Genomic DNA, 12,633 nt, shown 5'->3' on the forward strand with positions numbered 1-12,633 from the left:
CTGCTTTGAGGAGGAATCTGGAGAATCTGGTTAATCGTTTGACGACGAATTGCCTGATTCTGTCAACGTCGAGACGGAGTGTCGACGTACCAGGGTGGGGTTAAAGACGTGAGTGATTTCCGGCAGCGGACGGTTTTCTGCCAGCGCCAGCGCCAGTTCGGCGGCCTGGGTTGCCATCGTCACGATAGGGTAACGTACCGTCGTCAGTCGTGGACGCACGTAGCGGGAAACCAGCACATCATCAAAACCAATTAGTGAAATCTCGCTCGGCACATCAATGCCATTATCATTTAATACGCCCATGGCGCCAGCTGCCATCGAATCGTTATAGCAGGCGACAGCGGTGAAGTTTTTGCCACGTCCCAGCAGCTCCGTCATCGCCTGTTCGCCGCCGCTTTCATCCGGCTCGCCGAAGGTCACCAGCCGATCGTTAACCGGGATATTGCTTTCTGCCAGTGCATCGTAATAGCCCTGCAGACGATCTTCTGCATCCGAAATGCTGTGATTGGAGCACAGGTAGCCGATGCGCGTATGACCCTGCTGGATGAGATGGCGGGTTGCCAGCCATGCGCCGTAACGATCATCCAGGGCAACGCAGCGTTGTTCGAAACCCGGCAGGATGCGGTTGATTAGCACCATGCCGGGGATTTGCTTCATTAATGAGGCCAGTTCCGCGTCCGGGATAATTTTAGCGTGGACCACCAGGGCCGCGCAGCGGTGGCGGATAAGCTGCTCAATTGCCTGCCGTTCTTTCAGTTCGTTATGGTAGCCGTTGCCAATCAGTAAAAAGTTACCGGTGTTATAGGCCACCTGCTCGACAGCTTTAACCATTGCCCCAAAGAATGGATCGGACACATCACCCACCACCAGACCGACGGTTTCTGTGGATTGTTGTGCCAGCGCACGCGCATTGGCGTTGGGGTGGTAGCTGAGTGATTCCATTGCACTCATTACAGCCAGGCGCGATGCTTCGCTGGCTTTGGGGGAATGGTTGATCACTCGAGAAACGGTGGCGACTGATACACCGGCTAGTCGGGCTACGTCCTTTATGGTCGCCATGATAGTACCTGTTGTGGGTAAACGCTTACATTCCGTCAGTGTTACGGAAAACGGCTGGTTGTTCAAGCAGATTGCCCGTCAGGACTTCGCAAATGTGAGCACGGACGAGCGAAGTAAGACAGAAATAGAAAATGAAAATCTTTGCTTACACTTTGCGATGTGCTGTTGCGATTGTTCGCTGGTGAGGGTGTAGACCCGATTGCTAGAGTTGGGGTCCCAGAGGTATTGATAGGTGAAATCGACTTTCGGGTTGATCACAAGATTTACACCAACCTGCGCAGATGCGCAGGTTTTTTTTTGCCTTACGCGTATCTGTAACAGTAAGGGATAATTTACACAACTGGTTGCACTTGGGTTCATTCCTTTGCGTTTTCGAACTGGCATATCAGGCATGTGCAGACCACAATCAAGATCCCAGAGGTATTGATTGGTGAGATTATTCGGTACGCACTTCGTACCCTGTCTCTTGCACCAACCTGCGCGGATGCGCAGGTTTTTTTTCGCCTCTTTTTTCGGATTCCATTTACCTGTCGCGCCCATCTCCCAACTCGTATAATCTGCCAACATTCATCTTTAGATAATCGATGGTACAGGGAGTTGAGATGCTATTAGGGTTTTTTCGGAATGTGTTCCGCGTGCTTTTCCGCGTTCGCCTTACGGGTGATGTCAGTGCGCTACGGGGAGAACGCGTCTTAATCACTCCCAATCATGTCTCTTTTATCGATGGTATGCTGCTGGCGCTGTTCTTACCGATTCGCCCGGTTTTTGCGGTTTACACCTCGATAAGCCAGCAATGGTACATGCGCTGGCTCACCCCGCTGATTGATTTCGTGCCGTTAGACCCCACCAAACCCATGTCGATTAAACATCTGGTACGTCTGGTTGAGCAGGGACGCCCGGTGGTTATCTTCCCTGAAGGCCGTATTTCGACCACCGGTTCATTGATGAAAATCTATGATGGTGCCGGATTTGTCGCTGCGAAATCGGGCGCGACGGTGGTGCCTGTACGCATTGAGGGTGCGGAGCTGAGCTACTTTAGCCGTCTGAAAGGTCTGGTTAAACGACGCGTCTTCCCGCGCATTCAGCTACACATCCTGCCGCCTACCCAGTTACCGATGCCGGAAGCGCCGCGCGCACGCGATCGCCGTAAGATCGCCGGTGAAATGCTGCACCAGATTATGATGGAAGCGCGCATGGCCGTGCGACCGCGTGAAACGTTGTATGAATCATTGCTGTCGGCGAAATACCGCTTTGGCGCAGGCAAAAACTGCATTGAAGACGTTAATTTTACCCCGGACAGCTACCGTAAACTGCTGACCAAAACGCTGTTTGTCGCGCGCATTCTGGAAAAGTACAGCGCAGAAGGCGAGAAGATTGGCCTGATGCTGCCCAACGCGGGGATCAGCGCCGCCGTGATTTTTGGCGCTATTGCCCGTCGACGTATTCCGGCGATGATGAACTACACGGCGGGCGTGAAGGGATTAACCAGCGCCATTACCGCCTCCGAAATCAAAACCATTTTTACCTCCCGCCAGTTTCTCGACAAAGGTAAGCTCTGGCATCTGCCGGAACAGCTCACCCAGGTGCGCTGGGTTTACCTGGAAGATTTAAAAGCCGATGTTACCTTTGGCGATAAGCTGTGGATTTTCTCTCATCTGTTGATGCCACATCTGGCACAGGTGAAGCAGCAACCTGAAGAAGCGGCGGTGATCCTCTTTACCTCAGGCTCTGAGGGCCATCCAAAAGGCGTGGTGCACAGCCACAAAAGTATTCTGGCGAACGTCGAGCAAATTAAAACCATTGCCGACTTCACTGCTGACGATCGCTTTATGTCGGCGCTGCCGCTGTTCCACTCTTTTGGCCTGACGGTGGGGCTGTTCACGCCGCTACTGACCGGTGCAGAAGTCTTTCTCTATCCCAGCCCGCTGCATTATCGCATCGTGCCGGAGCTGGTTTACGACAGGAACTGCACCGTGCTGTTTGGCACCTCGACGTTCCTCGGCAACTATGCGCGCTTTGCCCATCCTTATGATTTCCACCGTCTGCGCTACGTGGTGGCCGGAGCAGAAAAGCTGCAGGACACCACCAAACAGCTGTGGCAGGAGAAGTTTGGTCTGCGCGTGCTTGAAGGTTATGGCGTGACGGAGTGTGCGCCAGTGGTGTCGATTAACGTGCCGATGGCGGCAAAATCGGGCACGGTTGGGCGCATTCTGCCCGGTATGGATGCCCGACTGTTGGCGGTTCCGGGCATTGAAGACGGCGGACGTTTGCAACTGAAAGGCCCAAATATTATGAGCGGCTATTTGCGCGTCGAAAAACCGGGCGTGCTGGAAGTACCGACGGCAGAAAATGCGCAGGGTGAGATTGAACGTGGCTGGTACGACACCGGAGACATTGTGCGCTTTGATGAGAACGGCTTCGTGCAGATTCAGGGGCGTGCCAAGCGCTTTGCGAAAATTGCCGGAGAGATGGTCTCGCTGGAAATGGTGGAGCAACTGGCGCTTGCGGTCTCCGCTGACAAAATGCACGCCACGGCCATCAAAAGTGATGCCAGCAAAGGTGAGGCACTGGTTCTGTTCACCACCGACAGCGAGCTGACGCGTGAAAAACTGCTGCAGTATGCCCGTGCACACGGTGTGCCTGAACTGGCCGTGCCGCGTGATATTCGCCACCTGAAACAACTCCCTCTGCTTGGCAGCGGTAAGCCGGACTTTGTTACTCTGAAAAGCTGGGTTGATGAAGCGGAAAAACAACATGCGTGAGTCAGTACACACTAACACTTCAATCTGGTCAAAAGGGATGATGTCCGTTATCGCCGCGCAGTTTCTGTCGGCGTTTGGCGATAACGCGCTGCTGTTTGCCACGCTGGCGTTGCTAAAGGAGCAATTTTATCCGGACTGGAGCCAGCCGATACTACAAATGGTGTTTGTAGGTGCTTACATTCTTTTTGCCCCGTTTGTCGGGCAGGTGGCGGACAGCTTTGCCAAAGGCAGGGTGATGATGTTTGCCAACGGCCTTAAGCTGTTGGGTGCGGCAAGTATCTGCTTCGGCGTTAACCCTTTTCTGGGGTATACGCTGGTGGGGGTCGGCGCTGCGGCGTATTCCCCGGCCAAGTATGGCATTCTCGGTGAACTGACCACCGGCGACAAGCTGGTAAAAGCCAACGGTCTGATGGAAGCCTCAACCATCGCCGCAATTCTGCTGGGCTCTGTTGCTGGCGGCGTGCTGGCCGACTGGCATGTGATAGCCGCACTCTCTGTCTGCGCGCTGGCCTATGCGGGTGCCGTGGTGGCTAACTTGTCTATTCCAAAACTGGCTGCTGCGCGTCCGGGGCAGTCCTGGCATCTGGGGAAAATGACGCGCAGTTTCTTCTGTGCGGCGTCTTCGCTGTGGCGCAACGGTGAAACGCGTTTCTCGCTGGTGGGAACCAGCCTGTTTTGGGGCGCGGGTGTAACGCTGCGTTTTCTGCTGGTGCTGTGGGTGCCGGTGGCGCTGGGTATTACCGATAACGCCACGCCGACCTATCTTAATGCCATGGTGGCAATTGGGATTGTGGTTGGGGCCGGTGCGGCAGCGAAGTTGGTGACGCTGGAAACCGTGTCTCGCTGTATGCCTGCGGGGATCCTGATTGGCGTCGGCGTACTGTTCTTGTCTCTGCAACATGCGCTGCTGCCGTCCTATGCACTGCTGATGCTCATCGGTGTGCTGGGTGGTTTCTTTGTTGTGCCGCTGAATGCGCTCCTGCAAGAACGCGGTAAAAAAAGCGTCGGTGCAGGCAATGCGATTGCAGTGCAAAATCTGGGTGAAAACAGCGCCATGCTGTTGATGCTCGGGATTTATTCGCTGGCGGTGCTGGTGGGTATTCCGGCGGTTGCTATCGGTATTGGCTTTGGTGGACTGTTTGCGCTGGCGATTACGGCGCTATGGATCTGGCAGCGCCGTCATTAATATAAAGTACCTGTTGTCTGAGTAAGCCGGATACGGCGTTTACGCCGCCATCCGGCAGGATAACCGCATTACACCATCATGGTGCAGGATAGGTATAAACCTGATGCACCGCTTCAATCTCTGCCAGCACCTCTTCGCTTAACTGCAGATGCAAACTTTCAACGTTGGTTTTGAGCTGTTCCATGGTCGTCGCTCCCAGCAGGGTGCTGGCGACAAACGGCTGGCGACGCACAAATGCCAGCGCCATCTGGGCAGGATCCAAATTATGACGTTTAGCGATATCCACGTAAGCCGCGACGGCTTTTTGCGTCTGCTCACCGCTGTAGCGCGTGAAGCGGCTAAACAGCGTATTGCGCGCACCGGCAGGTTTTGCGCCGTTCAGGTATTTACCGGTTAATGTGCCAAAACCCAGGCACGAGTAGGCCAACAGCTCAATACCTTCGTACTGGCTGACTTCCGCCAGTCCCACTTCAAAGCTGCGGTTCAGTAAGCTGTAAGGGTTCTGGATGGTTACAATGCGCGGCAGATCGTGTTTATCCGCAAGATGCAGATAGCGCATCACGCCAAACGCGGTTTCATTGGAAACACCAATGTAGCGAATTTTCCCGGCGCGCTGAAATTCGGTCAGGGCTTCCAGCGTTTCCAGCAGGGTGATCACCGGGGCGGAGTCTGTCCAGCTGTAGCCCAGCTTGCCAAAGCAGTTGGTTGGGCGCTGAGGCCAGTGAACCTGATACAGGTCCAGATAATCGGTTTGCAGGCGTGTGAGGCTGTCGTTAAGCGCCTGACGAATGTTTTTACGGTCCAGTGCCTGATTTGGTCGAATACCGCTGTCATTGTTACGTGACGGACCGCTGACCTTCGAGGCCACGATCAGTTTTTCACGGCTGCCGTGTTTGGCGAGCCAGTTGCCGACGTAGGTTTCCGTGAGCCCCTGGGTTTCAGGGCGCGGCGGGACCGGATACATCTCGGCAACGTCGATTAAATTGATGCCTTGTGCAACGGCATAGTCAAGCTGTGCATGTGCGTCGGCTTCGCTGTTTTGTTCACCAAACGTCATTGTGCCCAGCCCCAGTGTACTGACTTCCAGCGAGCTGTGGGGTATACGGTGATATTGCATAGCCGTTTCCTTTTTATAATCACAACATAAGGATTATAAAAATGGCTGAGGGAAGGGAAAAAGGGAAGCAAAATTGTTAAGGCCAGCGCGCTGCTGACCTCAACCATCAACGCTCAATAATTTGAGACACATCGTCGCGGTTAATCTGCATCGCATTGCCTTGCTGATCGTGGTAGCTCACCAGACCGGTATCGTCATCAATTTCGGGTTTACCGTCGGTCAGGATCATACGACCATCTTTTGTCGCCATCACATAATCACTGCTGCAACCAGAAACGGCAAAAGCCAATCCTACGGCGGAAATTAAAACTGCCCATTTTTTCATCTGTTTATCCTCACATGACCTGCGTCTGACTCTAGTTTAGTAATAACGCGAAGTTATGCAGGGTGAAAGCAGGAAAATCTTAATCTGTGAGAAGGGGAAGGTTAGGAGGTGGTTCGCTCCCCTTGCGAGGAGCGACAAATGCCGTCAGAGAGGATTTTTTTTATTGCGCCACAGGTTCAGTGTCTCTACCGCGATAGAGAAGAACATGGCGAAATAAATATATCCTTTCGGAATATGCACATCGAAACTTTCCAGAATCAGCGTGAAGCCGACCAGAATCAGGAAAGAGAGCGCCAGCATTTTTACCGACGGGTGACGATCCACAAACTCGCCTATTGGGCGCGCTGCAAACATCATTACACCGACGGCAATCACCACCGCCGCCATCATGATAAACAGATGATCGGACAAGCCTACTGCGGTGATGACGGAGTCCAGGCTGAAGATAATGTCTAACAACATGATCTGTACAATCGCCCCAAGGAAAGAAGACACGCGCGTTTTCAGCCCTTCTTCTTCACCTTCAATCGACTCATGGATCTCTTTACTGGCTTTCCAGATTAAGAACAACCCACCGAGCAGAAGGATCAGGTCACGTGCTGAGATCGCCTCGCCAAACACCTCAAACAGCGGATTTGTCAGACGCGTTACCCAGGCGATAGAGGCCAGCAGCGCCAGACGCATGATCATCGCGGCTGCCAGCCCAATACGTCGGGCATGACTGCGTTGCGCGGTCGGGAGTTTGGCTACAACCAGAGAGAGGAAAATAATATTGTCGATCCCAAGAACGATCTCCAGCAGCGTCAGCGTACCGAGCGCTAGCCAGGCGTTAGGATCGGTTATCCATGCAAATAACATCGAACAAAGTCCTGCCAAAAAAAGAAGCGCTAATTATAGGCCCGTAACGCGGCGGGTGAAAGGCCAGGCAGTGCCTATTGTGTCTGGAATAAAAAATGTCGTTCCAGCAGCGCGCGCGTGAAGTTCTTTTTCAGATAAAAACCGCGCGGCAGGGTCAGGATAGGCTCGCCATGTGCGCCAATGGCTTCGGTAAGCGCTTTCGCATTGGCGGCTTTAGGGCGCAGCTGTAACACTTCCCCATGGCGGGCGGTGATACGTTCGACGTGGCCCAACACGATCATGTCCATCAATTCTTCCCAGTCCTGGCGCAGTTGCTGGTCTTCTTCTTCATTTGGGCTCCACAGCAGCGGAGAACCCACGCGCCGCTCTGCTAACGGAATGCTGCGTTCCCCTTCAACCGGCACCCACAACACGCGTTTAAGCTTGTGGCGGACATGGCTGGTTTCCCACGTTACGCCGGTATTGCCGGTTAACGGTGCTACGCAAACGAAGGTGGTTTCTAACGGTTTGCCAAGACTGTCCACAGGGATCGTTTTCAGCTCCACGCCCAGCGTGGCAAAATCCTGTTCCGGCTTGCTGCCCGCGCTGGCCCCAAGCCAAATCTCCAGCAGCACGCCGATCCAGCCTTTATCCCGCTTCAAATCCTGGGGCGTCACGATCCCCGCCATTGCCGCCAGTTCCCCCAACGCGTAGCCCGAGAGCTGCCGTGCCTGGGTAAGCAGTTGAGCCTCAGATTCAGGGGGGGAAAGCAGTGGCTGGAGTTCTGGCATGGCGTTGACCCTTAGGTGAAAAAATGAGCAATGATTTTATACCGAGTGAACAAAGTTTATCTTTTTCCACATGCTTTATTCAATTGTCTGATTTATATTGGTTTTTAAATTTTACCACGCAGAGTTGCGCAACGGTCGATTGGGTTTTCCAATTCTGGTCACTGACAATGAACAGGATCTTACACCATGTTATCCACAGAAAGATGGGATAACTGTGAAAAACCCCCACTACTGTTTCAATTTACAGCCTTGACGTGCGACGAAAATCGAATTTTCACACAAATTGTGCCTAACTTATTGGCACAATCTGTGGATAAAACCAACGCTGGTTGATCTTTCATCAGATCGAAGATCGCATGCGTGACGCATATCACGTTTCTGGGTGTTTATTGGTTGTAAATGATTTTAACTAAATGAATTTATAGGATTAATTTTTATATGTGATGGAGGTCTTATTCAGACTGTTCTGGGTTTTCCCATAGTAATTCCGTACTTCTTCACAACTATATCCACAGAAAAGGTGAATAAAATCTCCTAAGTCGTCCTTCCTCTGTTTATAACTCAGTCCTTTGCTGTGAGTTATTCAGTTGTTATTAGAGTCCCGTGCGCTTCACAGAGTGGTTTACCGCCTCTCAGGAGTGTGAAACAATCGTTTATATATAAGGTTTATGTTGAGGTAGTCCGGTGATTGATGACGATGGCTACCGCCCGAATGTAGGGATAGTAATTTGTAACCGCCAGGGGCAGGTCATGTGGGCCCGGCGATTTGGTCAGCACTCCTGGCAATTCCCGCAAGGCGGGATAAACGCGGGAGAGACAGCAGAGCAGGCGATGTACCGGGAACTGTTTGAAGAAGTGGGCCTCAGTCGTAAAGATGTCCGGATCCTTGCTTCTACTCGTAACTGGTTGCGTTACAAGTTACCGAAACGTTTGGTGCGTTGGGACACGAAGCCGGTTTGTATCGGCCAGAAACAAAAATGGTTTCTTCTGCAATTGATAAGCAGCGATGCTGAGATCAATATGCAAACCAGCAGCACGCCCGAGTTTGATGGCTGGCGTTGGGTGAGTTACTGGTATCCGGTTCGACAGGTGGTGTCATTTAAACGCGATGTCTATCGCAGGGTGATGAAAGAATTCGCAAGTGTTGTGATGGCGCTTCAGGAGAGTACTCCAAAGCCGCAAAGCGCACCTGCGTACAGACGTAAAAGAGGTTAAGCTACGCAAATTATGCTCACCCGCCTGCGCGAAATAGTCGAAAAGGTCGCCAGTGCTCCGCGTCTTAATGAGGCGCTGAATATTCTGGTTACCGACATCTGTCTTGCGATGGATACAGAGGTCTGCTCGGTTTATCTGGCCGATCACGATCGACGTTGTTATTACCTGATGGCGACCCGGGGACTCAAAAAACCACGTGGTCGCACCGTTGCACTTGCGTTTGATGAAGGTATCGTTGGCCTGGTTGGCAGGCTGGCGGAACCTATCAACCTTGCCGATGCGCAAAAACACCCCAGCTTTAAGTACATTCCTTCGGTAAAAGAAGAGCGGTTCCGCGCCTTCTTAGGCGTGCCGATCATTCAGCGCCGCCAGCTATTGGGCGTGCTGGTGGTTCAGCAGCGTGAGCTGCGCCAGTACGATGAAAGCGAAGAATCATTTCTGGTGACGCTCGCCACGCAAATGGCGGCCATTCTTTCTCAGTCGCAGTTAAACGCGCTATTTGGGCAATACCGCCAAACGCGGATTCGTGCGCTGCCCGCAGCGCCAGGCGTGGCGATTGCTGAAGGCTGGCAGGATGCGACTCTGCCGCTGATGGAGCAGGTGTATCAGGCTTCAACGCTGGATCCAGTTCTTGAACGTGAACGACTCACCGGCGCACTGGAAGAAGCCGCGAATGAATTCCGCCGTTACAGTAAGCGTTTCACCGCCGGGGCGCAGAAAGAAACGGCGGCAATCTTCGATCTTTACTCGCACCTGCTTTCCGATACCCGCCTGCGCCGTGAGCTGTTTGCCGAAGTGGATAACGGCTCGGTGGCCGAGTGGGCGGTTAAAACGATCATCGAGAAGTTTGCCGAACAGTTTGCCGCGCTGAGCGATAACTATCTCAAAGAGCGGGCCGGGGATTTACGTGCGCTCGGCCAGCGTCTGCTGTTCCATCTTGATGACTCTGTTCAGGGGCCGAATGCATGGCCGGAACGCTTCGTGCTGGTAGCGGATGAGCTTTCCGCGACAACTCTGGCCGAACTTCCACAGGATAGACTGGTTGGCGTGGTGGTCAGAGACGGTGCCGCCAACTCCCATGCGGCGATTATGGTGCGCGCGCTGGGCATTCCAACCGTGATGGGCGCCGATATTCAGCCGTCGATATTACACCGTCGCACGCTGGTGGTGGACGGTTATCGCGGCGAGGTACTGGTCGATCCTGAACCGGTATTGATCCAGGAATATCAGCGTCTCATCAGTGAAGAGATTGAACTGAGCCGTCTGGCGGAAGATGACGTCAACCAGCCTGCTCAGTTGAAAAGCGGCGAGCGCGTGAAGGTGATGCTCAACGCTGGGCTGAGTCCAGAACATGAAGAGAAACTGGGGAGCCGCATCGACGGCATCGGTCTGTACCGCACCGAAATCCCGTTTATGCTGCAAAGCGGCTTTCCGTCGGAAGAAGAACAGGTTGCCCAGTATCAGGGCATGCTGCAGATGTTTAACGACAAGCCGGTAACCCTGCGTACGCTTGATGTCGGGGCTGATAAACAACTGCCTTACATGCCAATCAGCGAAGAGAATCCGTGTCTTGGCTGGCGTGGGATCCGCATTACGCTCGATCAGCCGGAGATCTTTTTGATCCAGGTTCGCGCGATGCTGCGTGCCAATGCGGCGACCGGCAACCTGAGCATTTTGCTGCCGATGGTCACCAGTATTGATGAAGTGGACGAAGCGCGACGCTTAATTGAGCGCGCCGGACGCGAAGTGGAAGAGATGATCGGCTACGCGATCCCGAAACCGCGCATCGGTATCATGCTAGAAGTCCCGTCGATGGTGTTTATGCTGCCGCATCTGGCGAACAGGGTTGATTTTATCTCGGTCGGGACCAACGACCTGACCCAGTATATTCTGGCGGTCGATCGTAACAACACGCGGGTAGCCAGCATCTATGACAGCCTGCATCCGGGGATGTTACGCGCGTTGGCGATGATTGCCCAGGAAGCCGAGAGAAGCGGCATCGATTTACGCTTGTGCGGCGAAATGGCGGGCGACCCAATGTGTGTGACCATTTTAATTGGCCTGGGTTTTCGCCATTTGTCGATGAACGGTCGTTCCGTCGCGCGGGTGAAATACCTGCTGCGCCACATCGATTTTGACGAAGCGCAAACGCTGGCGCAGCGCAGCCTGGAAGCACAACTGGCGACAGAAGTGCGCCATCAGGTGGCGGCGTTTATGGAACGACGCGGTATGGGCGGTTTGATTCGAGGGGGATTGTAGATCTGTATCGACTGATAAGCATCGCGCCATCAGGCATGCCTGGGGATGTCATGGCTTACCTATACAGATCTTTTACATCTTCCCGGCATCCGCTGTGATCCCCTTGTGCTATCATTCGCACCTTCGGAGCGCCTGTATTATACAGGCGCGCTTATCAATTGCTGTCTGACTTCAGCGAAATAACAAGAACTTGTGGTGACAGATGACCAGTAGCTATCTGCATTTTCCGGAATTCGATCCGGTCATTTTCTCAATTGGACCCGTCGCGCTTCACTGGTACGGCCTGATGTATCTGGTGGGCTTTATTTTCGCGATGTGGCTGGCAACGCGCCGTGCTAATCGCCCGGGCAGTGGCTGGACCAAAAACGAAGTAGAGAACTTACTGTATGCAGGCTTCCTCGGGGTGTTCCTTGGCGGGCGTATTGGCTACGTACTGTTCTACAACTTCTCACTGTTCCTTGAGAACCCACTGTATCTGTTCCGCGTCTGGGATGGCGGAATGTCCTTCCACGGTGGGCTTATCGGCGTGATTCTGGTGATGATTATCTTCGCCAAACGCACCAAGCGTTCGTTCTTCCAGGTGTCGGACTTTATTGCCCCGCTGATTCCGTTTGGTCTGGGCGCTGGGCGTCTGGGCAACTTTATCAACGGTGAACTGTGGGGACGCGTGGATCCGAATTTCTCGTACTCCATGCTGTTCCCGGGCTCCCGCACCGAAGATATCTTACTGCTGCAAACCAACCCGCAGTGGCAGTCTATTTTCGATACCTACGGCTCGTTGCCCCGTCACGCATCCCAGCTTTATGAAATGGCGCTGGAAGGCGTTGTGCTGTTTATCATTCTTAACCTGTTCATTCGTAAACCGCGCCCGATGGGATCGGTCTCCGGGCTGTTCCTGATTGGCTACGGCGCGTTTCGTATCATCGTTGAATTTTTCCGCCAGCCGGATCAGCAGTTTACCGGCGAATGGGTACAGTACATCAGTATGGGGCAGATATTGTCTATCCCGATGATTGTCGCTGGTATCATTATGATGGTTTGGGCGTACCGCCGCAGCCCACAGCAACACGCTTCCTGAGGAA

General features: G+C 53.4%; 11 protein-coding genes. 5 read left to right on the forward strand and 6 right to left on the reverse strand.

What is annotated here, in order from left to right:
- Positions 1-30: 30 nt before the first annotated feature.
- Together galR and JQ822_RS24360 are read right to left on the reverse strand one after the other, a co-directional pair.
- The gene (galR, locus tag JQ822_RS09815; protein WP_213133308.1) at positions 31-1,059 is read right to left on the reverse strand and encodes an HTH-type transcriptional regulator GalR; all 1,029 of its coding nucleotides are present in this window, start codon (positions 1,057-1,059) and stop codon (positions 31-33) included.
- 78 nt (positions 1,060-1,137) lie between these two features.
- The gene (locus tag JQ822_RS24360; RefSeq protein WP_244848833.1) at positions 1,138-1,599 is read right to left on the reverse strand and encodes a hypothetical protein; all 462 of its coding nucleotides are present in this window, start codon (positions 1,597-1,599) and stop codon (positions 1,138-1,140) included.
- Positions 1,600-1,661: 62 nt separating this feature from the next.
- On the opposite strand from JQ822_RS24360, the gene aas reads away from it, so the two are divergent.
- Positions 1,662-3,821 carry a bifunctional acyl-ACP--phospholipid O-acyltransferase/long-chain-fatty-acid--ACP ligase gene (gene aas, locus JQ822_RS09825; RefSeq protein ID WP_213133309.1) on the forward strand — a complete coding sequence of 720 codons (2,160 nt, stop codon included), beginning with the start codon at positions 1,662-1,664 and terminating at the stop codon, positions 3,819-3,821.
- Positions 3,814-5,007 carry a lysophospholipid transporter LplT gene (gene lplT, locus JQ822_RS09830; RefSeq protein WP_213133310.1) on the forward strand — a complete coding sequence of 398 codons (1,194 nt, stop codon included), beginning with the start codon at positions 3,814-3,816 and terminating at the stop codon, positions 5,005-5,007. The genes aas and lplT overlap by 8 nt, the downstream gene beginning before the upstream one ends.
- Positions 5,008-5,083: 76 nt before the next feature.
- On the opposite strand, the gene JQ822_RS09835 is transcribed toward lplT, so the two are convergent.
- The 4 genes from JQ822_RS09835 to mutH form a co-directional block, all read right to left on the reverse strand.
- Complete coding sequence (locus JQ822_RS09835; protein WP_213133311.1) at positions 5,084-6,124, reverse strand: NADP(H)-dependent aldo-keto reductase; 1,041 nt, start codon at positions 6,122-6,124, stop codon at positions 5,084-5,086.
- Between the two features lie 106 nt (positions 6,125-6,230).
- Positions 6,231-6,449: a lipoprotein YgdR gene (ygdR, locus tag JQ822_RS09840; protein ID WP_000758660.1), complete on the reverse strand. Its 219-nt coding sequence runs from the start codon at positions 6,447-6,449 to the stop codon at positions 6,231-6,233.
- Between the two features lie 144 nt (positions 6,450-6,593).
- Positions 6,594-7,307: a TerC family protein gene (locus JQ822_RS09845; RefSeq protein WP_213133312.1), complete on the reverse strand. Its 714-nt coding sequence runs from the start codon at positions 7,305-7,307 to the stop codon at positions 6,594-6,596.
- A gap of 74 nt (positions 7,308-7,381) precedes the next feature.
- On the reverse strand, positions 7,382-8,077 hold the full coding sequence (gene mutH / locus JQ822_RS09850; RefSeq protein ID WP_213133313.1) for a DNA mismatch repair endonuclease MutH: 696 nt from the start codon (positions 8,075-8,077) through the stop codon (positions 7,382-7,384).
- A gap of 684 nt (positions 8,078-8,761) precedes the next feature.
- Here mutH and rppH point away from each other — a divergent pair.
- From rppH to lgt, 3 genes are all read left to right on the forward strand, one after another.
- Positions 8,762-9,292, forward strand: a complete 531-nt coding sequence (gene rppH, locus JQ822_RS09855) for an RNA pyrophosphohydrolase (RefSeq protein WP_135324454.1) — start codon at positions 8,762-8,764, stop codon at positions 9,290-9,292.
- 12 nt (positions 9,293-9,304) lie between these two features.
- Positions 9,305-11,551 (forward strand): phosphoenolpyruvate--protein phosphotransferase, encoded by a 2,247-nt coding sequence (gene ptsP / locus JQ822_RS09860; protein ID WP_213133314.1) that lies wholly within the window; start codon positions 9,305-9,307, stop codon positions 11,549-11,551.
- A 202-nt stretch (positions 11,552-11,753) separates the two neighbouring features.
- A complete protein-coding gene (gene lgt / locus JQ822_RS09865) occupies positions 11,754-12,629 on the forward strand; it encodes a prolipoprotein diacylglyceryl transferase (protein WP_213133315.1) in 876 nt (291 codons plus the stop codon).
- The last annotated feature ends 4 nt before the right edge of the window (positions 12,630-12,633 follow it).

Source organism: Citrobacter sp. FP75, from assembly GCF_018342065.1.
GTDB lineage: Bacteria > Pseudomonadota > Gammaproteobacteria > Enterobacterales > Enterobacteriaceae > Citrobacter.